The organism is Aeromonas sp. s13, assembly GCF_040907905.1.
GTDB lineage: Bacteria > Pseudomonadota > Gammaproteobacteria > Enterobacterales > Aeromonadaceae > Aeromonas > Aeromonas veronii.
In genome coordinates this window covers 17,328-42,342 of the sequence record NZ_JBFOCS010000067.1, presented here as the reverse complement: position 1 = coordinate 42,342, position 25,015 = coordinate 17,328, and the positions used below count along the sequence as shown (strand labels likewise).

Genomic DNA, 25,015 nt, shown 5'->3' with positions numbered 1-25,015 from the left:
GAACAGATTACCGACTGTTTATCTGCTTTGCGTCACTATCTATCCGGTAAACTGGCACAAAGGTAGTGGGAATTTCTGTATTTTTGGTTATTTGCAAAATTTCTCACAGTTTAAGCCGTGATCTGCACCTTGTTTTTAACATCTCATTAGCACCTTTCCTCGCCTTCCCTTAGCCAAGCCATTACACTTCGCAACAACTCTGCACCAGCGGGTAACCAGGGTGGTTGCCTCTGCGTCGGTGGTTAATGTCGTCCGATAAGGAATATAAAAATGGCATTGAAAGACGCCCCTACCTCAGTTCTGCTCGAAAACGTTCTCAGCCTGATCCATCAGAAGTTGCCCAAAAACAGCGCCTCTCTGGTCGAGCGCTTCGTTGCCAAGTTCTACGGCAACATGGCGAGCTCCGATCTGCACGATCGCAATGACAGCGATCTCTACGGCGCGGCCCTGAGCCTGTGGAATGCCCTCAATCAGCGCAGCGGTACCGATCCCTACATCCGGGTCTACAATCCCGAGCTGACCCGTCACGGCTGGCAATCGCCCCATACCATCGTCGAGGTGATCCTGCAGGACTCGCCCTTCCTGGTGGACTCCATCCGGATGGCGCTTAAACGGCTCAATATCACCGCCCACATGATGCTGCACCAACCGCTGCACCTCATTCGCGGTGCGGATGGCAAGATTGACGCCATTCTGGAACTCGACAACACCGACGGGCAGACCTCGGTTGAAACGGCATTCCTTATCGAGATCGATCACCTCACCAGCGAGGAGCAGATGGCCGCGCTGGCTGCCGAGCTCAACTCGGTGGCCGGTGAAGTGGCGCTTGCCGTGGGCGACTGGCAGCCCATGCTGGCCAAGCTCAATGAGATCATCGACGAACTGCCCAAGCGCAAGCACCCGGTCAGCAAGGAGGAGGTGGCCTCCTGCGTTGCTTTCCTTAAATGGGTGGCTGCCCACAACTTCACCCTGATGGGCTATCGCCGTTACGACGTCAAGGCAGTGGAGGGGGATCACGAGATCCTGCCGCAGGCGAGCTCCAGCCTGGGGCTGATGAAAAACTCCATCAAGGAGGTGGGCCAGCGCCTTGGCAATATGCCGGCCAGCGCCCGTCACGCCGCCCTGAGTTCTGACCTGCTGATCCTCACCAAATCCAACAGCAAGTCCCGGGTGCACCGTCCGGCCTATGTGGATTACATCGGCATCAAGCGCTTTGACGAGCATGGCAAGGTGATCGGGGAAGATCGCTTCATCGGCCTCTACGCCTCTTCCATCTACAACACCAGCGCGACCCAGATCCCGCTCATCAGCCATCGTCTCGAGCGCATCATGGCCGCCTCCGGTCATGAGAAGGGCTCCCACGCCTACAAGGCGCTGCTGAACGTATTGGAAACCTATCCCCGTGACGAGCTGATCCAGGCCCGCGAAGAGGAGCTGTTGGCTACCGGCCTTGGGGTGCTGGAGATGCAGGAGCGGGACATGCTGCGGCTGTTCGTGCGCCGCGATGTGTACGGCCGTTTCTTCTCCTGCATGGTCTATGTCACCAAGGAGCGCTACAACACGGCGCTGCGGATCAAAACCCAGCAAATTTTGCAGAAATATTTTGGCAGCAACGAAGAGGTGGAGTTCAACGTCTACTTCACCGAAGGCGTGCTGGCGCGGACCCACTACATAGTGCGGGTCAACAACAACAACGTGGATGTGGATGTGAACGAAGTACAGAACAACCTGATTGAAGCGGCCCGCAGCTGGGACGACCGACTCGACTCCGTGCTGCTCTCTCACTATGGCGAGGCCCGTGGCAACGAGCTGCGCCGCCGTTTCAGCACCGCATTCCCCCGTGCTTACAAGGAGGATGTATTGCCGGGCTCGGCCGTGGCCGACATCATGGCGCTCGATAACCTGAGCGAAGCCGAGCCGCTGGGGATGCTGTTTTACCGCGCGCAGGAGGAGGAGAACGACCGTCGGGTACGGCTCAAGCTGTTCCATCGCACCGAACCCATTCACCTTTCAGACGTGTTGCCGATGCTTGAGAACATGGGACTGCGGGTGATCGGCGAGACTCCGTATCAGGTTCGCACTCCGGGCGGTGATCTGTTCTGGATCCTCGACTTCTCCATGCTGCTGCATGGCGAGCAGCCCTTTGATCTGGCCCAGAGCCAGCAGCGCTTCCAGCAGGCGTTTGCCGCCATCTGGAACAAGCAGCTGGAAGATGATGGCTTCAACCGGCTGGTATTGGGGGCGGGTCTCACCGGGCGCCAGGTGTCGGTGCTGCGAGCCTATGCCAAATACATGCGCCAGACTGGCGTCTCCTTCAGCCAGTCCTATATCGAAGAGACCCTGACCCGCTACCCCGACATCGCCCAGCTGCTGTTTACCCTGTTTGAGCAACGCCTCGACCCAGCCGGCAAGCAGGACGCCCAGGTACAGGCCAAGCTGCACGAAGAGCTTGCCGCCAAGCTGGATCAGGTGGCCAACCTGGATGACGATCGCATCATTCGCCGCTATGTGGAGATGATCGACGCCACCCTGCGCACCAACTACTACCAGCTGGACAAGGCGGGCAACATCAAGCCCTATATCTCCTTCAAACTGGCACCCTCCAGCATCACCGACATGCCGCTGCCGCTGCCGAAATTCGAGATCTTCGTCTATTCGCCGCGAGTGGAAGGGGTGCATCTGCGCTGGGGCAAGGTTGCCCGTGGCGGCCTGCGCTGGTCCGATCGTAAAGAAGATTTCCGTACTGAAGTGCTGGGTCTGGTGAAAGCCCAACAGGTGAAGAACACCGTCATTGTGCCGGTGGGGGCCAAGGGCGGCTTCTACTGCAAACAGATGCCGGCAGGCGCCCCCCGTGCCGTTATTCAGGAGGAGGGCAAGGCCTGCTATCGCCTGTTTATTCGCGGTCTGCTCGATGTGACTGACAACATCATTGGCGGCGAGGTGATCCCGCCGAAATCCGTGGTGCGTCACGATGAGGATGACTACTACCTGGTGGTTGCTGCCGACAAGGGGACTGCTACCTTCTCGGATATTGCCAACGAGATCAGTCTCGAATACGGTCACTGGCTCGGTGATGCGTTCGCCTCCGGCGGCTCGGTCGGTTACGACCACAAGAAGATGGGCATCACCGCCCGTGGTGCCTGGGAGTCGGTCAAGCGCCACTTCCGCGAGATCGGCGTCAACTGCCAGACCACCGACTTCACTTGCGTGGGGATTGGGGACATGGCCGGCGACGTGTTCGGCAATGGCATGCTGCTCTCCGAGCACACCCGGCTGGTGGGTGCGTTCAACCACATGCACATCTTTGTTGACCCCGCTCCGGATGCGGCCAAGAGTTTTGTCGAGCGCCAGCGCCTGTTCGATCTGCCGGGCTCCAGCTGGGATGACTACAACCGCGAGCTGATATCACAAGGGGGCGGCATCTTCCTGCGCTCGGCCAAGTCCATCAAGCTCAGCCCCGAGATGCAGACCATGCTCGGCACCGACAAGACCAGCATGGCGCCGAACGAGCTGATCAAGGCGCTGATTTGCCTGAATGTCGACCTGCTGTGGAATGGCGGCATCGGCACCTACGTGAAGAGCGCTCGCGAGAGCGATGGGGAAGTGGGCGATCGCAGCAATGACGCATTGCGGGTCAATGGTCGCGATTTGCGGGCCCGTATCGTGGGTGAGGGGGGCAACCTCGGCTTTACCCAGCTTGGTCGGGTGGAGTACGCCAGTCAGGGCGGTCGCATCAATACCGATTTTACCGACAACGTGGGGGGGGTGGATTGCTCCGACAATGAGGTGAACATCAAGATCCTGCTGAACCAGTTGGTGGCGGCAGGGGATCTGACCCTCAAGCAGCGTAACCAGATGCTCTATGAGATGACCGACGACGTGGCGCAGATCGTGATCACCAACGCCTATCGCCAGTCTCAGTCCATCTCGGTCACCAGCTTCCGCGGCTCTGAACAACTGAAAGAGCAGCAGCGCTTTATTCAGGGGCTGGAGCGGGAAGGCAAGCTCGATCGTGCGCTCGAGTTCCTTCCCTCTGACGAGGAGCTCTCCGAACGGATGGCGGCAGGGCAGGGGCTGACCCGCCCCGAACTGGCGGTGCTGGTGGCCTACGGCAAGATGGTGCTGAAAGAGCAGCTCAATTGCCCGGAAGTGACCGACGAACCGTTCCTGGCCAACATGCTGGTCACCAGCTTCCCGGCCAAAGTGCAGCAGCAGTTTGGTGCCCAGCTGGCCGATCACCCGCTACGCGGCGAGATCATCGCTACCCGGGTGGCCAACATGCTGGTTAACGACATGGGGCTCAACTTCGCCAGCCGGATGAAGGACGAAACCGGTGCCTCGGTCGCCGAAGTGGCCTGCTGCTTTGCCATGGCCCGCGAAGTGTTTGGCATGAACCAGCTGTGGCGCGATATCGAAGGGTGCGACAACCTGGTGGATGCCCAGACTCAGCTCGAGCTGATGTTCTACAGCCGCCGGATCGTGCGCCGTGCCACCCGCTGGTTCCTGCGCGCCCGCAATCGCAGCTGGAGCATCAGCGAGAACATCGCCTTCTTCCGTCCAGCGTTCGAGACCTTAGGGAAGCACCTCTACGAGGTGATGGATGAGAGCGAAGTGGCCGAGCATCGTCAGGCTGTTGCCAAGTGGATGGAGAAACAGGTGCCTGAAGCCATTGCCCGTCAGGTCGCCCATATGAGCAGCCTCTTCTCCAGTCTGGATCTGGCGCAGATTGCCGCCGAGCACAAGACCGATATCCTGCGTGCCGCCAATGTTTACTATCGCCTCGGTGCCAAACTGGATCTGCACTGGTTCCTCGACCAGATCAACCATCAGCCGGTCGGCAACCACTGGCAGGCGATGGCGCGAGCCTCCTTCCGCGAAGATCTTGACTGGCAGCAACGCAGTCTCACTTCTGTGGTACTGGAAGGGTGCAAAGATCAGGGAGAATGCGCTACCATACTGGCCGACTGGATTTCGGAGCATGAGCAACTCTTGTCCCGTTGGACCCACATGTTGGCCGACTTCAAGACCACCAGTACTCACGAGTTCGCCAAGTTCTCGGTGGCCTTGCGAGAGTTGAACCTGCTCCAGTTGAATTGTCGGGCACTTTAATTGCCAGATTAAGGCATGACACCGACATTACACCCAAAGCCCCGGCCAGTTGCCGGGGCTTTCTTTAAGGAGCAAAGATGTTGTACCCCATCGCCAGGCATTTCCTGTTCAAACTCAATCCGGAACAGGCTCACGATCTCTCCATGAAATATTTGCCCCGCCTTCTCGGTACGCCACTCGATTGTTTCTTCCGCCAGAATTTGCCGAAACGCCCCGTCACTGTCATGGGGCTTTCTTTTGCCAATCCGGTGGGATTGGCGGCCGGTCTGGATAAAGATGGTGAGTGCATTGACGCGCTGGGCGCCATGGGATTTGGCTTTATCGAGGTCGGTACCGTCACCCCCAGACCCCAAAGCGGCAATGACAAGCCCCGCCTGTTCCGGGTTATTCCGGCAGAGGGGATCATCAACCGGATGGGATTCAACAACAAGGGGGTGGATCATCTGGTGGCCAAGGTAAAAGAGGCCAAATATCAGGGGGTCATCGGCATTAATATCGGCAAAAACAAAGACACTCCCATCGAACAGGGCAAGGATGATTACCTGATCTGCATGGACAAGGTTTATGATCATGCCGGTTATATTGCCGTCAATATCTCTTCCCCCAACACCCCGGGTTTGCGTTCACTGCAATATGGCGAGGCGCTGGATGAATTGCTGGCAGCTCTCAAGGTGCGCCAGCAAGAGTTGGCCGCCCAATATAAAAAGTATGTGCCGCTGGCGGTTAAAATTGCCCCGGATTTAAGCCTTGAAGAAATAGATCAGGTGGCCGCTTCGCTGGTGCGTAATGGCATTGATGGGGTTATCGCCACCAATACCACCCTCGAGCGCGAGATGATTTATGACATGCCTCATGCCGGTGAAGCGGGTGGCTTGAGCGGTCGTCCGCTGCAACACAAGAGTACCGAGGTGATCCGCCATCTGGCCAAGGCGCTCAATGGTGCTCTGCCAATTATCGGGGTGGGTGGTATTGATAGTGCCATGGCCGCCCGTGAAAAATTGGCCGCCGGTGCCAGTCTGGTACAAATTTATAGCGGCTTTATTTATAAAGGGCCGGGGCTGGTCAAAGAGATTGTGACCAATATTTAAGAAATAGATGGTGGAGCCCTTTATTTGACGTTGCTGATTTCCTGCATATGGAATAAAGTCAACTGGTAATTATCAAGTAAGGGCTCCAACATGTTTATCCAACCGACCGATAGCTGGCAATGGCACTATGATGCCCAGAGTGACCGTCTGATGTTGGACCTGTCTGATAACATGTTATTTGCGACCGAGTATAAAGGGCGGCAATTGGTGCCCAGCTCGTTTACGACCCAACCTTTTTGTGTCGATGATGCCGCCCTCTATTATCAGTTGATGGATAAAGCAGCCGAACTTGAGTGGAGTATTCCCCATCAGGTGCAACTGGTGCTTAATGCTATCGCGGTCAGTCGCTTTTATAAACCTCTGATGCCGCAAAGCTGGTTTTTTAGTGAACAGCATCCGCAAGTGATCCCGCAAAACGGTGATCTGGTCCTGATGAATACACCTCATGGCAACGGCGAATTTATGGTCATTGAGGCAGGGGATCAGGCTAGCGTCTGTTTGAACCTCACTGCCGATCTGGTATTGACCACCAGTAAAACCTTGCCGCGTTTCGGGGTGATCAAGGTGATGAATAACCGGATGAAGCCGCGTATTACCGTGACCGAGCAATATCGTCAGGTCAGTTGATATATTTTCATCAATCTTTTTATCTCTGTGATTACACCGCTGCCTCTTTTTACTGTTGTCACCTCAATCGCGCCTCGTTTCTGATACTTCATTGATCCGCGAACATCTTGCCCATTCTGATTGATCTTCATGGTTGTGATCCAGCCTCTCCTGAGGCTTATTACATCCTCTTGCACCTTGTATTCTGACCCACGCAGTATCTTGGTCTTCCGTGCTGCAAGCATGGTGCCTTCCTCTTGTTTCGTTCTGCTTGCGTAGTGCCTCCACCTCAGTGTCAACACATCACTCACTGCAGCGATTTTCTTCATACGACATTTTATGCTTGAAACGAGAGCTATTCTCACTTACATTTTGTTATAACATAACAAAATGGAGTTGCCATGAAGCCTCATATTCATCCTGATTATCGTTTGGTGCTGTTCCATGACACGGCGGCAGATGCCTTTTTCCTGGTCGGTTCAACCATCAAGAGCGATCGCCGCTATACGTGGCAAGACGGGAAGGAGTATCCCTATGTATCGCTCGATGTTTCCAGCCAGTCGCACTCGTTCTATACCGGCAAGCAGAAGCAGGTATCGAGCGAGGGGAGTGTGGCCCGTTTCAACAAGCGCTTTGGCGCATTTTCAAGCAAGAAGGAGTCCTGAATGCAGGTCGTCTGTTCACTCAAATCCGCACGGGCACGTCATCCCGATTGTCAGTTGGTGCGTCGTCGGGGAAAATTGTTCGTGATTTGCAAAAGCAATCCCCGTTTCAAGGCTCGCATGAAGTGATTCGTTAGATGATGTCTGGCCCCATGATCTCGCCATCGGGTAGTCATGGGGCCTTTTACCTTTTCGCCACCTATCAATCTGTTTCCATCCTGCTGTTTGCGCCGACTTTTGCATGCTCCAGCCCGCCTGATGAGGTATAATGCGGCACTATTTTTATGGGTTCCCCGTGAGCGTGATGAAAGAATTTTTTGCAACCTGCCCCAAGGGGCTGGAAAACCTGTTGGCCGATGAGCTGACCAATCTTGGCGCAGAGCAGGTCCGTGAGACCGTGGCTGGCGTCCACTTCAAAGGCGAACTGGCGATTGGCTACAAGGCCTGCCTGTGGAGCCGTTTTGCTTCCCGCATCGTGCTGGTGCTCTCCGAATTCCAGATGAACGATGACCTGGATCTCTATCTGGGCGCCCACACAATCCCCTGGGAAGAGCACTTCTCCGGTACCTCTACCATCGCGGTGGACTTTACCGGTACCAACCCTGCCATTCGCAATACCCAATATGGCGCGCTGAAGATCAAGGATGCCATCGTCGACCGCTTCACCAAGCGCGGTCACGTGCGTCCGGACGTGGACAAGAAGTCGCCGGATATTCGCATCATGGCGCACCTGGGCAAAGGCAAGGCCAATATCACGCTGGACTTGTCAGGCCCGGCGTTGCATCAGCGTTTCTATCGTCAGGGCACCGGTGAAGCTCCGCTCAAAGAGAACCTGGCCTGCGCCATGATTGCCCGTAGCGGCTGGGCCGGTGAGCCCATGATGGACCCGATGTGCGGTTCCGGTACCTTGCTGATTGAAGCGGCCTTTATCGCCGCCGACATGGCACCGGCGCTGCGCCGCGAGCGCTTCGGTTTCGATCGCTGGCTGCAGCACGATAGCGAGCTGTGGCAAAGCCTGATGATGGAAGCGCAAGTGCGAGCCAAACGCGGCATGCAGCGTTGCGAAGTAAAACTGTTTGGTTGTGATGCCGACCAGCGTGTGCTGCTCAAAGCCCGTGATAACGCCAAAGCGGCCGGTGTAGCGCATCTCATCACCTTCAAGCAAGCCGATGTCACCAAGCTGGAAAACCCGCTGCCGATGCCTGCCCCTGTTGAAGGGGAAGAAGGTCAAGGGGAGGCCCGCCAGGTCGGTATGCTGATCTCCAACCCGCCTTATGGCGAGCGTCTTGGCGAGTTCCCGGCGCTGTTGGAAGTGCATCAGGCCCTTGGCGATGCCCTGCGTCGCAGCTTCCAGGGTTGGAAAGTCTCCATTCTTTCCGCATCGCCCGAGCTGCTTAGCTGTCTGCGCCTGCGCGCCGACAAGCAATATCGCCTGTTCAACGGCGCCCTCGAGTGTCAGCTGCGTAACTACCAGATCGCACTGGACTCCGTGGCTTCCCAAAAAGAGGTGGCACAGGACTTTGCAAACCGTCTGCGCAAGAATCTGAAAACCCTCGAGAAGTGGGCCAACAAAGAGGGCATCGATTGCTATCGCATCTACGATGCCGACTTGCCGGAATACAACGCCGCCATCGACCGCTATCAGGACTATCTGGTGGTGCAGGAGTATGCCGCGCCCAAGGACATCCCCGCCCAGAAGACCCGTCAGCGTCTGCTCGACATGGTTCAGGCCGCCATCAAGGTGACCGGGATGGACGGCGAGAAGGTGATCCTGAAGGTGCGCGAGCGTCAAGAAGGTAAACAGCAGTATCAGAAGCTCTCCGAAGAGCAGCACCGGATGGAAGTGCAGGAGTACGGCGCCCGTCTGTGGGTCAACCTCTACGACTACCTCGATACCGGCCTGTTCCTCGACCACCGTCAGACTCGCCGCATGCTGGGCCAGATTGCCAAGGGCAAGCGCTTCCTGAACCTCTTTGCCTATACCGGCAGTGCCACCGTGCATGCAGGTCTTGGCGGTGCCAGCGAGACCACCACGGTCGACATGTCCCACACCTACCTGAACTGGGCGCAGGACAACATGCGCCTCAACTCGCTGGTGGGCCGTCAGCACAAGTTTGTCCAGGCCGATTGCCTGAAGTGGCTGTCGGAAGCCGATGAGCAGTACGACCTCATCTTCATCGATCCGCCCACCTTCTCCAACTCCAAGCGGATGGACGAGAGCTTCGACGTACAGCGCGATCACCTGCTGCTGATGCAGCACCTGAAGCGTCTGCTGGCGGCCGATGGCACCCTGGTCTTCTCCAACAACAAGCGTCACTTCAAGATGGATCTGGCTGGTCTCGAGGCCACTGGTCTCAAGGCCCAGAACATCACCCAGAAGACGCGACCGAAGGATTTCGAACGTAACCAGCACATCCACAACTGCTGGATCATCACCCATGCGCCGGAGCAAGGCGAGGCGTGATGCTGACCCTGTTTCATACCGACGGTTGCCACCTGTGCGAGCAGGCCTGGGCGCTGGTGGAGGAGGCTGGTCTTGCCACCGCCACCCGCCAGTGCGACATCATGGATGATGAGCAGTGGCTTGCCGCCTATCGGGTGCGCATTCCGGTACTGTGTGACGAGGCGGGCCGCGAGCTCGGTTGGCCCTTCACACTGGCCGAGCTCAAAAGCTGGGCCGCCCGTCAGGGGTGAGAGTGATTTGACGATAAAACGGGGGCAGACCCAGTCTGCTGCCCGTTTTTTTCATATGAAATAAGGAACACACATGGCTCTTTTAACATTGCACGGCGCATGTCTGTCGTTCAGTGATTTCCCGCTGCTCGACAATGCCGAATTGACCATCGAGCGGGGCGAGCGCCTCTGTCTGGTTGGCCGCAACGGGGCGGGCAAGTCCACCCTGATGAAGGTCATTGCCAGTGAATTGCCGCTGGACGACGGCCGCCTGGTGCTGCAACAAGATTTGAAAGTAACCCGCCTTGAGCAGGATCCACCGGCCTCCAGCGAGCTGACGGTGTTTGACTATGCCGCCGAAGGACTGGCCGGGGTAGGGGAGCTGCTCAAGCAGTACCACCACATCTCCATGGAGCTGGCGAGCGATCCGTCAGACGCCAACATTCGCAAGATGAGCGAGTTGCAAGAGCAGCTCGATTATCAGAACGGCTGGCAGTTCGAGACCCGCATCAGTCAGGTGTTGACCCTGCTGGGGCTGGATCCTGACGTGACCCTCGACAGCCTCTCCGGCGGCTGGCTGCGCAAAGTGGCGCTGGCCCGTGCGCTGGCCTGCGATCCCGACTTGCTGCTGCTCGATGAACCGACCAACCACCTTGATATCGAAGCCATCAACTGGCTGGAAGATTTCCTCAAGGATTTTCGCGGCGCCATCGTCTTTATCTCTCACGATCGGGAGTTCATCCACAAGCTGGCAACCCGGATCATCGATCTGGATCGCGGCGCCATCACCTCCTGGCCGGGTAACTACGACGAGTACCTGCAGGGGAAAGAGGAGTGGCTGCGGGTCGAAGAGCTGAAAAATGCCGAGTTCGACCGCAAGTTGGCGCAGGAAGAGGTGTGGGTGCGTCAGGGTATCAAGGCTCGCCGTACCCGTAACGAAGGTCGGGTGCGCGCCCTTGAGGCAATGCGCATGGAGCGCAGCCAGCGCCGCGAGCTGCAGGGCAAGGCCAAGCTGCAACTGGACGAGGTCAATCGCTCCGGCAAGCTGGTGTTCGAGACCGAAGGGCTGGGGCTGGACTTTGGCGATCGCACCTTGTTCAAGGGGCTCGATCTGCAAGTGCTGCGTGGCGACAAGATTGCGCTGGTCGGCCCCAATGGCTGCGGCAAATCGACCCTGATCAAGCTGTTGCTGGGGCAGCTTGAGCCGACCCGTGGCACCGTCAAGGGGGGCACCAATCTGGAGGTGGCCTACTTCGATCAGTACCGCGAGCAGCTTGATCCCGAGCAGACAGTGGTGGACAACGTGGGGGAGGGCAAACAAGAGGTGATGGTGCGTGGCCGCTCCCGTCATATCCTCGGTTACCTGCAGGACTTCCTGTTCGAGCCCAAGCGGGCCCGTACGCCGGTCAAGGCGCTCTCCGGTGGCGAGAAGAACCGGCTGCTGCTGGCCAAGCTGTTCCTCAAGCCCAGCAACCTGCTGATCCTCGATGAACCGACCAACGACCTTGACGTCGAGACACTGGAGCTGCTGGAAGAGCTGCTTTCCGACTACCCCGGCACCCTGCTGCTGGTCAGTCACGATCGCCGCTTCATCGACAACACAGTGACCGGCTGCTGGCTGTTTGAAGGGGATGGCCGCATCAGCGATTACGTGGGTGGTTACGCCAACATGATGGCGACCCGCGAACAGCAGAATGCCCAGCAACAGGCCAAGAGTGCACCGGTCAAGGCGCCCGAGCCGGTCGTTTCCGCCGCGCCAGAAGCGCCGAAGAAGAACAAGAAGCTCTCCTACAAGCTGCAGCTTGAACTGGAAGGGTTGCCCGCTCGTCTCGAACAGCTGGAAGCCGAGCTGGATGCGCTGCAAAGCGAGATCAACCAGCCAGGGTTCTTCTCGCTGCCGGCAGATAAAACCCAGCCGAAACTGGATGCGCTCAATGCCGCTGAAGCAGCGCTGGAACAGGCATTTGCTCGCTGGGAAGAGCTGGAAGGACTCAAAAATCAGGAGTAAGTTCCCTGTAATTAAAACTTAATCCAGTTCAGTGTCTTGTGTCACATAGCCCGGTTAGGGTGGAATTTTTTGTTTGACCGAGTGCGCTCGCAGGAGTAAAGATGAAAGCGACCGATGCAGAATTGGTCGCTTTTTTTGTTCCACGAAGAGGGTCGTAGATGATGAAGAGACAGAAGCGGGACCGTCTGGAAAGAGCTCGTGCTCGTGGTTATCAGGCTGGCGTGGTCGGCAAACAGAAAGAAGCGTGTCCGTATCAATGCCTGGATGCCCGAGGGCATTGGCTTGGTGGTTGGCGTGACGCCATGGAAGGGCGGGGCTCAGGCCTCTTCATGAAGTAGCAGGTACTTCATCACTCATTACAAAAGGAAAGGGGCCGTTGTGGCCCCTTTGCGTTAATGCTGTTTTACCACCAATCAGAGAGATCAGAATGCGGTGGTATCTTTGAACAGGCCCACTTTCAGGTCGGTGGCGCTGTAGATCGGACGGCCGTCAACTTCGACCACACCATCAGCAATCCCCATCACCAGCTTGCGGTTGATGACGCGCTTGAAGGTGATCTTGTAGGTCACTTTCTTGGCAGTCGGCAGGATCTGGCCGGTGAATTTTACTTCACCCACGCCCAGAGCACGACCTTTGCCGGGGCCACCTTTCCAACCAAGGAAGAAGCCAACCAGCTGCCACATGGCGTCCAGACCGAGACAGCCAGGCATCACAGGATCCCCCGGGAAGTGGCAATCGAAGAACCAGAGATCCGGAGTAATGTCGAGCTCAGCCAGGATCTCGCCCTTGCCGTGTTCGCCGCCGTTGTCATTGATCTTGACGATGCGATCCATCATCAACATGTTGGGGGCAGGCAGCTGACTGTTACCCTCACCAAACAGTTCGCCACGGCTGCAAGCCAGCAGCTCTTCACGGGTAAAAGAGTTCTTGCCCTGTTCGCACAGGGAAAGGCGGGCTTCCATGGTGGTATTGTCTACGGTCACGCGGTATTTCCTTCAAATGGGTCAAAGCCGGGCCAATTTAGCTTACAGTTGTTCGCTAAACAACTCCGATCACTTCATCAGCGGCCAAACAGGCGCCCCAGCAGGGATTGCAGCAGTCCGACTTTGGCAGTGGAGCCGTTCAACTCGTCCAACCGCTCCTGAATACGGCCAAACAGGGTATCGGGCATATCAGGCTCACCGGCGACACAGCCAGTCAGCAACTCGATGGCCTCTTCCACATGATCTACCGGGTGGATGTGGAACTGGCCTGCTTCAACCGCTGCAATCACCTCGTCAGAGAGGTTTAGCTGCTGGATGTTGGTGCCCGGCAAAATGATCCCTTGCTTGCCGGTGATGCCGTGGATTTTGCACACCCGGAAGAAGCCTTCAATCTTCTCGTTGACGCCACCAACGGCTTGCACATTGCCAAACTGATCGACCGCACCGGTCACGGCGAAGTGCTGATAGATAGGCTGGCGGGCGAGGGCAGAGAGCAGGGCACACAGGCCGGTTAGGGAGGCGCTGTCACCGTCAATTTCGTGGTAAGACTGCTCGAACACCAGATTGGCCGACAGGGGGGAGGGGTTCTCTGCACCAAATTTGTTGGAGAGATAGCCGTGGATAATCATCATCGCCTTGGCGTGGATATGACCGGCCAGCTCCGCTTTGCGCTCGATATCCGCCACATCGCCATCACCAAGGTGTACGGTAGCGGTTAGGCGCACCGGCTCGCCGAAGTCATAAGGGTGACCGGAGATCTGAATGACAGACAGGCCGTTGATCTGGCCAATCTCTTCGCCATCGGTTTGCAGCAGGATCTGGCCGTCGATAACCCCCTGATCGGACTGCTCAACCAGATAGTTGAGGCGGTAATCCTGCTCCTCCAGTGCGCCGCGAATATGCTCGTCGGTGACCACATCGGATTCCAGCTCCCGGGCCAGACTGTCAGCCATCCGCATGATGGCGGAGAGTTGCACTTCGGAGAGCGACAACCACTCCTGATGGTCACAGAGGCGGCTGGCATGACGACAAAGGGCGGCGAGGGCGGCTGGCGTGAAGTCCAGCAGGCTCCAGCGCTGGCGCAGCCAGGCCAGGTACTGCAGAAACTCCTGCAGATCCTCTTCAATATTCACCTCTGACACCAGATCCGCGCGCAGGAAAATGCGCTCGGACATATCGCGATCCAGCATCTGGAACTCGGCCACGTCGAGTCGGTCACCGACCAGGATCAGCTTGAGCTTGATGGGGGTCGCTTCAGGCGCGAAGAAGGGGGTCAGGGTTTTCCCTTCCTGATAGGCGTTCCAGTCCAGCTCGCCTTTTTGCATGGCATTTTTCAGTTTGAACCAGAGGTGCGGCTGATCCAGCAGCTCGTCCAGTTGCAAAATGAGGTAGCCGCCGTTGGCTTCGCGCAGCAAGCCAGGCTCCAACAGGTGCTGGTTAGCATAGACAGAGCCTTGCTCGGTCTGGTAGTTGATGGAGCCAAACAGGGTATCCCAGTTGAGATCACGGCCATAAATCACCGGCGCTTCCTGCGCTTCGTGATGGATCAACAGGTTGATCAGAATGGGGTGCTGAAACTCCAGACCCAATGCCACGTGAGCCGCCAAATCGGAGAGGAAATCATCGATTTTCGGATCATTGTTCTGCTTGCGCATGATGCGGGTCACGATGCGTTCGGCATCGAGATGGTGGCTCAACAGCTTGAGCAGCTCGCCAACCATTTCGCAAAACTCGACGCCGGTGCCCGGTTGCAGGCGCAGCCAGATAGGTTTGTAGGGGTTGTTCAGATTCTCGGTGTAGCAGAGATCAAACAGGTCACCGTCCTTGCCATTGGAGTCGGCAATCAACGTTTGGCAAACGCCTTCGTAATCTGCGCCGGGGAACCCGTTGAGCAGCATGACCGGACAGTCACCATCAAAACTGGCAAGACGTTTGATGCCGGAAATGGCTCTGGGTTGCAGTGCAGCAAAAGGGATAGGTTCAAGCTCGCTAAGCTTGGGGAACTGTTCAATCGCAAAAGCAGGTTTTAATTGTTCTGATGTTAATTCAGCCACTTAAGACATCCGGTCGAAGATAGGATCAATTGTTGCCATTATACACAGTTCAATAAGTGGTGACAGGAAACAAGATACTTAATTTAACATAATATACATTATGCGCAATGACGGGTGCAGGAGGACAGAATGAAGAAACCTGAGCAATGGAGCCGTTTTGATGTGGCTGACGGCTTGGCCACCGAGGCCGACATGGTTGCCTATCTGCAAGCAGCTCTTGAAGATGGCGATCCGGCGCTGCTGACTGCGGCGTTTGATGATGTGGAGCGTGCTCGCGCCAAACTGCGTGGCCAGCCGCGCTACACGCTGGAAGAACTGTTGGCTCAGTGTGATCCCAATGCTGGTACATTTGATGCGCTTGATAGGATGTTGAATTCAGGGTCAGAGATTTGATCTTTTATTCTCGTATGCCGTTCAACTTGTCCATGGGAATGTATTGTGCGATAAAAATGAGGCCTCTCATGAGGCTGCGCTAATCAACTATAGAGGATCCTTGAATGGCAAAGAAGCCTGCACCTAAGTACCGTGACGCAGAAACAGGACAGTATGTTCCAAAGAAATATGCAGATAAGCACCCCAGTACAACGGTGAAAGAAACTGATAAACCGAAGAAAAAGTAAATGAGAGCTACTTGTAATTAATGCCGATAATCCCATTTATCGGCATCATCGCGAGAGATAACAAGGCTTTATTCAGCCGGTTCTGCGGCACAATTCCTTCACCAATCCAGCGCATGACGATGAACCGTCACGAATGCCAGTCTCGGCCAGCTTAAGAAGATCCTCACCCAAGTCAGCAAGACCTGCCATCCGGTTCCCCTGCTGTTTGGCAATGTAGAGGTCGGCCAACTTGGCCCACTGATCCGCCAAAGCCCCCTCGCCCACAACATCTACTCGCTCAACCAGGAAGTCAGGCGGTGCCTTTTCCTGGTTGAAGTAGTCATCCCAATGATCAGACATACCCCCTCCCCTTAGTCGATATTCTGAAACCACAAATGTCCCATTTTGAGACAAGAGTCCACTATTAATCAGTACGTTGTGCTGGAGTCCCTTCCCCTATGGAACGTTAAGTTTGATTTTCACCGTTATAACCAAAGTCATTACCGTGAATATTCTTAGAAATATCTGCCCCTGACTTGAGAGGTCTCTCTCTGGAAATATTGATACTCTTTCTTGTAAAACAGCCATAAAAATGCCGACTATCGCGATAGACTCCCCTCCCCTTAAATCGTCACGGCTTATTCGGCTTGAAGAGTATTCGCCATTTCATTTTGGAAGTTGGGTCAATTCATATTCAAGGCACGTTTGGCGATGGCCAATGTGGGTGGCTGGCAGGTCAAGTAGAGGTTGCTGTTGAATTGCTGCAATATGCGTTTGAGCTCGTTCATATCATCGGGATGGAGGGTTAAGGACCAGAGTGCTCTGGGCTGGCCGTGATGGAGGCCATTGGTATAGATAATGGTGCAATCTTCGATACGCAACTCTTTGCAGTGGGCCTCCATCTGCAGGCCCACATCCGGAAACCAGATATGCAGTGTGCCTGAAGAGATAAAGGTGAACTGGGCCATGAGCGACCCTTTGCCAACGATCCTGAAGGTCTTTTCCACCACTGCCACTTGCATACCCGCTCCTTGGTAGCTCGTTAATATTGATATCAATATCACCAATGATGACTGGATATGCAAGTGTGATAACAAGGCGCTGTTCAACCGAATATGATTGCTTCCGGCATGTTACTTAGCTTTCGGCATCGGGTGTTCTCGGTGTTTCAGCAAGCAATTCCGTTTTTTGCTTCTCTGTTACGCGATAAATATGTATGCCGCAGATGGCAAGGAGCCTGTTCTGAATCATCCATGTGAGCCAAAAATATTCCCTGAACCGATTGCCATCCAGAGAAGTACAACATCGCCGCACCAACTTCTATGACATCCCAAACAAGCCATTCTGTGTTCTAAGAGCAGTCAATACAAATCAGGGTCATCATGTCACGTTGTTCGTTAGCTCCTGTGAATGTTATCTCTCACATGTTGGTTCAATCGGTCCAGCGGCTTTTGCTGGGCGCTCTCATGTCGTTCACTGTTGCTGGTGTGCAGGTATTTCGAAGTGGTGTCGATGCTGTCATGTCCTGCATCGGCTTGTACGTGGGAGAGCGGCCGCCCGTGCAGATTGATGTCATGGGTGATCCCGGTATGGCGGATCGCATGGGGAGAGAGTTGCCGCATTTCGGCTGCATCCTGGGCAAATCCATCCTGCTCTGCCAATTCTGCACCTTTACCGATGATCACCATGATCAAATCCCGTAGCTGGCGAATTCCCAGGTTGGCGTTTAGCTCACCCTGCTCGCGGCCGTGGGCTGCCGCTTTATGGCGAACGAACAGTGGCGTCTGTTCATCCGGTGTTGGCAAGGGAGAGAGACCGAGGAAACGGCGGTAGCGTTCGAGTGCCGCCAACAGCGCTTGGGATACAGCTACGGTACGCCGTTTGCCCCCTTTGCTTTGCGGAATAAAGTATCCCCAGACGCCAGTTTTGCGATCCCGCCTGAACTGCCCCATCACAGGGGTAAAGCCCGGCCGGGCAGCAACCTCAGAGATCCGCAGATAGCAGGCGTACATCAGAATGGTGAGAAAACGGCTGCGCTCGTGCTGCTCCGGATGGTCGTTGGCAAGGGTATCGGCGGCCTGCATCACGTATGACCACTGCAACTCGCTGAAGGCCTGCACCTGATCATCGGCCTCCAGCTGTTGCGGCCGTTTGACCCGCTGCAGTAGCAGAGCGGGATTCCTGTCCATGTACTCCTCCTGGATCAGGAACTGGAAGAAGGCCGACAGGATGGCGAGCTTGGTCTTCATCGCCTGCTCGCTCAGGCGATAGGGCAAGGTGCGGCCCAGCTCCCGTTTGCCGAGAAACGGTCGCCATTGCGGATTAGGCAACCGCTCTCCCCACTCCTTGTCGAGGATAAACTGCGCCACGTTGCGATAGGCGATCAACTCGTCAGGGGGGGACTGACAGTAGTCGAGATAGCGGATCATGATGCGGCGAGTGAGATCTGTCGGGCTGATGGCCGCCTCGCGAAAGCACCAGTGCAAAAAAGTGGTCAGTTCGCTGCGATAGGTTTTGTAGTTGTTTTCGCTGTTGCGCTGCTCCAGCAGCCAATCGACCGCCAGTTCGTAAACCAGCCCGGCATCGGGTACATCGTTGAGGCTGAGGTTGGCAAGGTACTGATTGACCTGCGGATTGCCAGCTTCCAGATAGATAAGGCTGTCAAACAGCGGCATGGCTGGCGGCAAGGATAATGGTTGTTGAGTCATGGTGTTGCTTGTTGATGCTGAGATGAATCGAAATGAGCCTGTGAGCCGAGTTGATAGAAAAGGTCTCGTGATACATGAATGCTGCTTCTATTGGGATTGGTACTGCCTTTTGCTGTTGCTGATTAAGGTCACCGGGAGCGATCTGGATAACGTTCTCTCCACTGTTTGCTCATTATTTCCTCATAGATCTGGTTAATGTCGCTCAGTGGTGCACGCTATTCAGTTATGCATTGGATATGCACCATTGTTAAAAAATTCTCGGGGTAAATAGCCGCAAAAATGGTTTTAAATGCAAATAAAGTGAATGCATTGAGCCATTTATCCCGAGAAATAAGGTCTGTGCAATCAGGCCACCTGCTTTAGTGGCTTCTCCTTGCGCTTGGCTGCTGGGGCCTCTTCCTCTTTCGTGCCTGCCTGAACCTTGCCGCCACGCAGCAGGGTTTGCAGCACATCACGCTGCTCTGCCAGGTAGAATGCCAGACTCTCTTGCTGCTCTGGCGCCAACTCGATCGGGGCGCCAGCCAACAGGGTCATCAACTCATCGGCCGTATCCAGCAGCTTGTCATAGGCATCGGCCTCTTTTTTGCTGGCAAAGGTCATTTTTTCCACTCCCCCACGAACAACCACATATTTGATCTCGACAGCCATGATGGCCTCCTCTTGGTGATGATGGATAGAGTATATGTATGGATATACAGTATTGCAAATAACCTCACCGGAAAAGAGTTCGCCGGGGTTTAGCGACAAAAGCCGCGCTGGATCAAGCTGTCTCAAAGTGCCATTTGACTTCCACGCCTGACTGGTCGGATCATGGCCTTATGACGATCGTACGACACCTGTTTATCCTGCTGATGGTAGAGGTGCTGCTCCTCGGGAGTATCGCCCACTTGGTCGTGGGACTCCCCTGGCTGCTGACCCTGCTGTTTGTGGTGTTTACCCTGCTTGGGTTGCGCTGTCTGGTGGTGCTCGGCAGCTGGCTGTTTACCCGTTTCTACCCCTCCCCGGCTATCGGCCCCTGGCGCAGGGTGAAGATGATGGCGCAGGAGATGCTGGCCTACCTCTACACCTTCACCTTGCTGTTGCCATTCGAGCCTTTGTTGATGGCTCCCGATCGGCTGCGGCCATGCCAGCGTCCCGTATTGCTGGTACATGGTTACGGTTGCAGTCGCGGTATCTGGCGCACCCAGCGCGCCCGATTGGAAGCCGCAGGCCATGTGGTCGCCACCATTACCCTGATGCCACCATTTGGTCATATCGATGAGATGGTGCCGTTACTGGCCAAGCGAATTGACGATGTGCTGGCGCAAACCGGGGCTGACAAGCTGGTGCTGGTCGGTCACAGCATGGGCGGACTGGTCTGCCGCGACTATCTGGCTATCCATGGTGGTGACAAGGTCGTGCGCCTGATCACCCTGGCTACGCCTCATCAGGGCAGTCAGCTTGCCGCCCTAGGGCTTGGGGCCAATGCCCGCGAGATGGAGCCCGGTTCCGGCTGGTTGCAGCGTTTTGCCTCTGTGCCGCTTTGCGTGCCCGGCATCTCGGTGCGCACCAGTCACGACAATGTGGTGATGCCGCAGGAGCGGCAACGATTGGCGGGAATGGAAGATATCGAGTTGCCCGCCATTGGCCATCTCTCTCTGCTCTACTCCCGTCGTACGACAGATCTGCTGCTTGATCTGCTGTCCCGAGTCTGACCCTCCTTATTCGTCCTTCAACTGTTATTTCAAATAAAACAGGGGCCTGATTGCTCAGGCCCCTGTTGATCTCTTTATCCCATCATCCGGTTAGAAGTGTATCCCCTTGATCAGGGTCGAGACGGCAACCTGATCGGCGGTCGCCTTGGACTTGTCGCCATCCTTGGGATCGGCAAAGGTGCGGAAGCTGGTGTTCATGATCACCTGGGCGACGCGCGGCGCCAGGGCATGCACCACCTGACCAAACACCCCGAGGCGAGTGGCCAGACGAACGTGCTTGTTGATGATGGTATCGCATACCAGATCGGCAGCCTCTTCCGGCGTCATCATCGGTACCTGCTCATAGACCTTGGTCGGTGCGACCATCGGCGTTTTCACCAGCGGCATATTGATGATGGAGAAGCTGACCCCTTTGTCGGCAAACTCGGAGGCGGCGGTACGCACCCAGGCATCGAGGGCCGACTTGGAGGCAACATAGGCGGAGAAGCGCGGCGCATTGGTCAACACCCCGATGGAGGAGATGTTGATGATGTGCCCTTTTTTCTTCTCAATCATGGTGGGCAGTACCCCCATGATCACCTTGAGTGCGCCAAAGTAGTTGAGCTGCATGGTGCGCTCCAGATCGTGGAAGCGATCGAAGGAGTCCTCGATGGAGCGGCGGATGGAGCGGCCGGCATTGTTGACCAGAATATCGACGCCACCGTGATCGGCCACGATGCGAGCGGTGATCTCCTCGGCCTGCGCCAGATTGGAGAGATCCCCCTGATAGATCTCGATGGTCAGCCCCAGCTCGGCAAACTCGGCTTTAGTCTCGGCAATTTTCTGCTCGTCGCGAGCGATGGTAACGACGTTGGCCCCCGCCCCCGCCAGCTTGCGCGCGGTTGCACGGCCAATGCCGGAGGTGGCCCCGGTCACCAGCACCACCTTGCCCTCTACCCGACCACGCAGGGAGCGATCGATAAAAAGCTCCGGGTCGAGATGACGCTCCCAGTAATCCCACAGCCGCCAGGCGTAGCTGTGCAGCGGTGGCACTTCGATGCCTGTCCCTTTCAGTACCCGCTGGGTTTCGCGACTGTCGAAACGGGTGGGATAGCTTATAAGGCGGAACACATCCTTGGGCAGACCAAGATCGGCGATGGCGGCATCGCGGATGCGGCGTACTGGCGCCATGGTCATCAGCATGGCGGTCAGGTGGCGGGGAATGAAATTAAAGAGAGAGGCGTTGATGCGGATCGCGGGCTCCGGCGCATGGGCGGCGCGGGAGAAGGTGCTCAGCATGTCGCCGACCCGCATCGGGTTGGGGTCGGTCAGATGGAAGGTTTTGTTCTCCTCTCCCTCCTGATGGGCGATATGCACCATGGCATCGACCACAAAGTTGACCGGCACTATGTTGATGCGCCCGCCCTCAACACCGATGGCCGGCATCCAGGGCGGCAGCAGACGGCGCAGCTTCTGGATGGTCTTGAAGAAGTAGTAAGGGCCGTCGATCTTGTCCATCTCGCCGGTATTGGAGTCACCGACAACGATCCCCGGTCGGTAGACCCGCCACGGAATAGTGCACTCGTTTCGCACAATCCCTTCCGCTTCGTGCTTGGTCTGGAAGTAAGGCATGTCGAGGTGTTCGGCCTCATCGAACATGTCCTCGCGAAACAGACCGTCAAACAGGCCCGCTGCAGCGATGGAGCTGCAGTGGTGGAACTGGCCCGCCCCCAGCCGCTCGGCAAGTTGAACAGCCTGACGGGTCCCTTCGGTGTTGACCTGCTGCTGGATCCCGGCCTTGGCGTTCAGATCATAGATAGCAGCCAGATGGAAGAAGTGGTCTATCTTGCCGATCAACTGCTCCTGCATCTCGACCGATACCCCCAGCAGCGGTTGCGTCATGTCGCCAAAAACCGGGACTGCACGCGATTGATCCACATTCCAGAATGCAAATAACTCCGGCAATTTATCCTGATGAGAGGCGCGCATCAGAAAATAGACGATACAGTCGGGATGCTGTTGGAATAACTTTTTGATCAATCGACGCCCGATAAAACCACTACCGCCAGTAATGAAATAGTTCATAAAGAGAATCCTGCTACTGATTAGGGTGTTACTAGGTTGTTAGATATATCACGATTCATATGGGAATCCGCAATTTGATTGTCGGTTCGTGAGCAAACCCTAATTTCGGTGGTGTGCCTGTTCCGTTATTAGGTAGAACCCTCTATTTTTTGTCCCTAGACTGAAGTTGAAAAATCAGTAATGCCACAACCCGATTGCAGTTTCGTTGTCGCCATTACATTTATCTGTCGTTATTCAAGGAGAAGATCATGGCTAAGAAATTGAAAGCGCTGGCAGGGTCAGTGACCGACAACCAACTCACCTCCACCATAAAGGAGTCCACCCAGCAGATCTGGTTGGCGGGTCTGGGTGCTTATGCCAAAGCACAGGAAGAGGGTGGCAAGATCTTTGAAGCCCTGGTGCAGGAAGGGGAAGCATTGCAGGCCAAAACCCGTCAGAGCGCAGATGAGAAGATTGCCGCTGTGACCGACAAGACCGCCAATACCTGGGGCCGTCTGGAGCAGGTGTTTGAAGATCGCGTGGCCCGCGCTGTGGCCAGCCTCGGCATCCCGACCCGCAAGGATATCGACAAGCTCTCCAAGCGCATGGCCGAGCTGACCGACGTGGTCCAGCAACTGCTGGATGCACAGGAAGAAGAAGCCCCGGCCGCAGAAGCCAAACCGGCTGCCGCCAAAAAGCCCGCTGCCCGCAAGCCTCCGGTAAAGAAGGCACCGGTAGCCAAGGCTAAAGAGGCCGTGGTTGAGCAGGCCGCCGATCTCCTCTCCGCCGCCGAAGACGCGGTGAAAGAGGTGAAGGCCAAAGCAGAGAGCGTCCTGCCCTGATCCCTCGCGGTGACGGAAGGTGATTGATACCGGCCCATGCCCTGCGCTGGGCCGGTCTTGTCATGGTGAATGTCATGGATAGGGAGGCAACGCTATGAGTACCATCGCAATTGCCCTTGCTGGCGGCGGGCCGCTCGGCGGCATCTACGAGATCGGTGCCTGCGCAGCCCTCTCTGACAGCATCAACGGCTTGCGCCTTGACCATGCCGATATCTATGTTGGCGTCAGCTCGGGGGCCGTGGTGGCCTCGGCGCTGGCCAACGGCATCTCGCCGGCTAAGCTGGTGCGGATCCTGCTCAGCGATGATTCGGGGGAGATGTTTGACCCGGCTACCTTGTTGCGACCCGCCTTTCGTGAATATGCCGACCGCCTGACCTCGATCCCGCCACTGGCGTGGCAGAGTCTGACCTACTATCTGGCGGCGCCCTGGAAGCGCAGCCTGTTTGAATCGCTGCAGGGACTCTCCAAGGCCATTCCGACCGGACTGTTCGACAACCGCGGGGTGGATCGCACCCTGACCCAGTTTTTCTCTCGTCCCGGCCGCAGCAACGATTTTCGCCAGCTGCGCAGCCGACTGTTTGTGGTCGCTACCGAACTCGATACCGGTCATCCGGTCGCCTTCGGCAGCCCGGGGCTCGATGATGTGCCCATCTCGGCGGCGGTACAGGCGTCGGCCGCCCTGCCCGGCCTCTTTCCCCCTTCATTGATCAACGGTCGTTACTATGTGGACGGGGCGCTGATCAAGACTCTGCACGCTTCGGTAGCGCTGGAAGAGGGGGCGGATCTGGTGTTCTGCATCAATCCGCTGGTGCCCTATGATGCGGACATGGCCGCCGGCGCGCCGACCAATCTGGTGGACAGCGGTCTGCCGGTGGTGCTGGCCCAGACCTTTCGCGCCATCATCCACTCCCGCATGCATGTGGGGATGGATCGCTACAAACACCAATATCCCGACGCCGACGCCTTGCTGTTTGAGCCCTCTTCTGCCGATGGCGAGATGTTCTTCACCAATGTGTTCAGTTACCGGGATCGCCGCCGTCTCTGCGAGCACGCTTACCAGCATACCCGCCGCGATCTCTGGCAGCGTCGTAACGAGCTGGCGCCGGTGCTGGCCAAGCATGGCCTCGAGCTCAATCTGGCCGCGCTGGCCGATGAAGATCGCACCCTGCTGGCCCCCGGCATTGGCTCGGTCGCCGCCCTCGACAAGTCGCTGGAGCAGTTGCAGCACTGGCTTGCCAAACGCTATCGCCACGGCGTGCGCCGTTCATTACCAAAGGAGTAGCATGGATCGCAAACCCAAACGTCGTACCCGGGAGCGGATCCTGACCACTGCCCTCGCCTGCTTCAATCGACAAGGGGAACCCAGCGTCACCACCTCGGCCATTGCGGCCGAGATGGAGATCAGCCAGGGCAATCTCTACTACCACTTCCACAACAAGGAGGAGATCGTCAACGCCCTGTTCTGCGAATTTGAACAGCAGATGGATCGCCTGCTGGAGGCGGTCAGCACCCCGTCCGATGAGCCAGAAGATATCTGGCTCTTTCTCCACCTGATGTTTGAAGCCATCTGGCAGTACCGTTTCCTCTACTACGATATCGCGACCCTGATGAGTGGTTATCATCAGGTGGAACAGCGCTTTTCCGCCCTGCTGCGCCGCAAGGAGCAGACCGCCATCGCCATTTGTAACCATCTGCAAACGGTCGGGCTGATGGAGGGCACGGCGCAACAGATGCGCACGCTGGCGGCCAATGTGGCGCTGGTGGGCACATTCTGGATCTCTTACCAGCGGGCACTGCACCCCAAGGCGGACGCCGATATCGCCCTCGGCGTCTTTCAGGTAATGCAACTGGTCGCCCCCTATTTGCGGGCCGATGCCCGCGCTCATCTGGGCGCCCTCGCCCACCACTACACCGACAAGGTTTGATTCACATGCTACAGGGAGAAC

The 25,015-nt window shown here is 56.6% G+C and carries 23 protein-coding genes; 15 read left to right on the top strand and 8 right to left on the bottom strand.

Annotated features, from left to right (window positions below; genetic code table 11):
* Positions 1-270: 270 nt before the first annotated feature.
* The 3 genes from AB5Y82_RS13020 (at position 271) to AB5Y82_RS13010 (ending at position 6,824) form a co-directional block, all read left to right on the top strand.
* Positions 271-5,109 carry an NAD-glutamate dehydrogenase gene (locus AB5Y82_RS13020; protein WP_368174063.1) on the top strand — a complete coding sequence of 1,613 codons (4,839 nt, stop codon included), beginning with the start codon at positions 271-273 and terminating at the stop codon, positions 5,107-5,109.
* Positions 5,110-5,186: 77 nt separating this feature from the next.
* The gene (gene pyrD / locus AB5Y82_RS13015) at positions 5,187-6,197 is read left to right on the top strand and encodes a quinone-dependent dihydroorotate dehydrogenase (RefSeq protein ID WP_005336601.1); all 1,011 of its coding nucleotides are present in this window, start codon (positions 5,187-5,189) and stop codon (positions 6,195-6,197) included.
* Positions 6,198-6,287: 90 nt separating this feature from the next.
* The gene (locus AB5Y82_RS13010) at positions 6,288-6,824 is read left to right on the top strand and encodes a cell division protein ZapC (RefSeq protein WP_005336600.1); all 537 of its coding nucleotides are present in this window, start codon (positions 6,288-6,290) and stop codon (positions 6,822-6,824) included.
* Here the strand turns inward: AB5Y82_RS13010 and AB5Y82_RS13005 are convergent.
* The gene (locus tag AB5Y82_RS13005) at positions 6,812-7,132 is read right to left on the bottom strand and encodes a hypothetical protein (RefSeq protein WP_159143733.1); all 321 of its coding nucleotides are present in this window, start codon (positions 7,130-7,132) and stop codon (positions 6,812-6,814) included. The two genes, AB5Y82_RS13010 and AB5Y82_RS13005, sit on opposite strands and share 13 nt — an antisense overlap.
* A gap of 72 nt (positions 7,133-7,204) precedes the next feature.
* Between AB5Y82_RS13005 and AB5Y82_RS13000 the strand changes: the two genes are divergently transcribed.
* The 6 genes from AB5Y82_RS13000 (at position 7,205) to rmf (ending at position 12,484) form a co-directional block, all read left to right on the top strand.
* Positions 7,205-7,468: a type B 50S ribosomal protein L31 gene (locus AB5Y82_RS13000; protein ID WP_005336598.1), complete on the top strand. Its 264-nt coding sequence runs from the start codon at positions 7,205-7,207 to the stop codon at positions 7,466-7,468.
* The gene (gene ykgO / locus AB5Y82_RS12995; protein WP_005336596.1) at positions 7,469-7,594 is read left to right on the top strand and encodes a type B 50S ribosomal protein L36; all 126 of its coding nucleotides are present in this window, start codon (positions 7,469-7,471) and stop codon (positions 7,592-7,594) included. It abuts the gene before it with no gap.
* A 139-nt stretch (positions 7,595-7,733) separates the two neighbouring features.
* The gene (gene rlmKL / locus AB5Y82_RS12990; RefSeq protein ID WP_201296050.1) at positions 7,734-9,929 is read left to right on the top strand and encodes a bifunctional 23S rRNA (guanine(2069)-N(7))-methyltransferase RlmK/23S rRNA (guanine(2445)-N(2))-methyltransferase RlmL; all 2,196 of its coding nucleotides are present in this window, start codon (positions 7,734-7,736) and stop codon (positions 9,927-9,929) included.
* Positions 9,929-10,159 (top strand): glutaredoxin family protein, encoded by a 231-nt coding sequence (locus AB5Y82_RS12985; protein WP_159143735.1) that lies wholly within the window; start codon positions 9,929-9,931, stop codon positions 10,157-10,159. Before rlmKL ends, AB5Y82_RS12985 begins: the two co-directional genes overlap by 1 nt.
* A gap of 73 nt (positions 10,160-10,232) precedes the next feature.
* Positions 10,233-12,146, top strand: coding sequence for an ABC transporter ATP-binding protein (locus AB5Y82_RS12980; RefSeq protein WP_159143736.1), 1,914 nt, complete (start codon positions 10,233-10,235; stop codon positions 12,144-12,146).
* A gap of 161 nt (positions 12,147-12,307) precedes the next feature.
* Positions 12,308-12,484 carry a ribosome modulation factor gene (gene rmf, locus AB5Y82_RS12975; protein ID WP_010674759.1) on the top strand — a complete coding sequence of 59 codons (177 nt, stop codon included), beginning with the start codon at positions 12,308-12,310 and terminating at the stop codon, positions 12,482-12,484.
* 84 nt (positions 12,485-12,568) lie between these two features.
* Here the strand turns inward: rmf and fabA are convergent, their stop codons facing one another.
* Together fabA and AB5Y82_RS12965 are read right to left on the bottom strand one after the other, a co-directional pair.
* Complete coding sequence (gene fabA, locus AB5Y82_RS12970; protein ID WP_196783564.1) at positions 12,569-13,108, bottom strand: 3-hydroxyacyl-[acyl-carrier-protein] dehydratase FabA; 540 nt, start codon at positions 13,106-13,108, stop codon at positions 12,569-12,571.
* 98 nt (positions 13,109-13,206) lie between these two features.
* Positions 13,207-15,183, bottom strand: coding sequence for a Lon protease family protein (locus AB5Y82_RS12965; RefSeq protein WP_368174062.1), 1,977 nt, complete (start codon positions 15,181-15,183; stop codon positions 13,207-13,209).
* A gap of 129 nt (positions 15,184-15,312) precedes the next feature.
* Between AB5Y82_RS12965 and AB5Y82_RS12960 the strand changes: the two genes are divergently transcribed.
* Both AB5Y82_RS12960 and AB5Y82_RS12955 read left to right on the top strand, forming a co-directional pair.
* Positions 15,313-15,576 (top strand): DNA-binding protein, encoded by a 264-nt coding sequence (locus AB5Y82_RS12960; protein ID WP_111901097.1) that lies wholly within the window; start codon positions 15,313-15,315, stop codon positions 15,574-15,576.
* Positions 15,577-15,680: 104 nt separating this feature from the next.
* Positions 15,681-15,803: a multidrug transporter gene (locus AB5Y82_RS12955; RefSeq protein ID WP_108540654.1), complete on the top strand. Its 123-nt coding sequence runs from the start codon at positions 15,681-15,683 to the stop codon at positions 15,801-15,803.
* A 72-nt stretch (positions 15,804-15,875) separates the two neighbouring features.
* Here AB5Y82_RS12955 and AB5Y82_RS12950 read toward each other — a convergent pair whose 3' ends face one another.
* The 4 genes from AB5Y82_RS12950 to AB5Y82_RS12935 form a co-directional block, all read right to left on the bottom strand.
* Positions 15,876-16,142: a hypothetical protein gene (locus AB5Y82_RS12950; RefSeq protein ID WP_368174061.1), complete on the bottom strand. Its 267-nt coding sequence runs from the start codon at positions 16,140-16,142 to the stop codon at positions 15,876-15,878.
* A 323-nt stretch (positions 16,143-16,465) separates the two neighbouring features.
* Complete coding sequence (locus tag AB5Y82_RS12945; protein ID WP_005333109.1) at positions 16,466-16,804, bottom strand: hypothetical protein; 339 nt, start codon at positions 16,802-16,804, stop codon at positions 16,466-16,468.
* Positions 16,805-17,179: 375 nt separating this feature from the next.
* Positions 17,180-18,457, bottom strand: a complete 1,278-nt coding sequence (locus tag AB5Y82_RS12940; RefSeq protein WP_162632598.1) for a tyrosine-type recombinase/integrase — start codon at positions 18,455-18,457, stop codon at positions 17,180-17,182.
* 378 nt (positions 18,458-18,835) lie between these two features.
* Positions 18,836-19,138, bottom strand: a complete 303-nt coding sequence (locus AB5Y82_RS12935) for a YebG family protein (protein ID WP_005333111.1) — start codon at positions 19,136-19,138, stop codon at positions 18,836-18,838.
* Between the two features lie 170 nt (positions 19,139-19,308).
* On the opposite strand from AB5Y82_RS12935, the gene AB5Y82_RS12930 reads away from it, so the two are divergent.
* Positions 19,309-20,184, top strand: a complete 876-nt coding sequence (locus tag AB5Y82_RS12930; RefSeq protein WP_111901100.1) for a triacylglycerol lipase — start codon at positions 19,309-19,311, stop codon at positions 20,182-20,184.
* A gap of 90 nt (positions 20,185-20,274) precedes the next feature.
* Here the strand turns inward: AB5Y82_RS12930 and AB5Y82_RS12925 are convergent, their stop codons facing one another.
* The gene (locus AB5Y82_RS12925) at positions 20,275-22,248 is read right to left on the bottom strand and encodes an SDR family oxidoreductase (RefSeq protein WP_368174060.1); all 1,974 of its coding nucleotides are present in this window, start codon (positions 22,246-22,248) and stop codon (positions 20,275-20,277) included.
* A gap of 248 nt (positions 22,249-22,496) precedes the next feature.
* Between AB5Y82_RS12925 and AB5Y82_RS12920 the strand changes: the two genes are divergently transcribed.
* The 3 genes from AB5Y82_RS12920 to AB5Y82_RS12910 all read left to right on the top strand — a co-directional run bounded on the left by AB5Y82_RS12920 (position 22,497) and on the right by AB5Y82_RS12910 (position 24,994).
* Complete coding sequence (locus AB5Y82_RS12920) at positions 22,497-23,069, top strand: phasin family protein (protein WP_005333118.1); 573 nt, start codon at positions 22,497-22,499, stop codon at positions 23,067-23,069.
* A gap of 94 nt (positions 23,070-23,163) precedes the next feature.
* Complete coding sequence (locus AB5Y82_RS12915) at positions 23,164-24,351, top strand: patatin-like phospholipase family protein (RefSeq protein WP_368174059.1); 1,188 nt, start codon at positions 23,164-23,166, stop codon at positions 24,349-24,351.
* A gap of 1 nt (position 24,352) precedes the next feature.
* Positions 24,353-24,994 (top strand): TetR/AcrR family transcriptional regulator, encoded by a 642-nt coding sequence (locus AB5Y82_RS12910; protein WP_005345492.1) that lies wholly within the window; start codon positions 24,353-24,355, stop codon positions 24,992-24,994.
* The last annotated feature ends 21 nt before the right edge of the window (positions 24,995-25,015 follow it).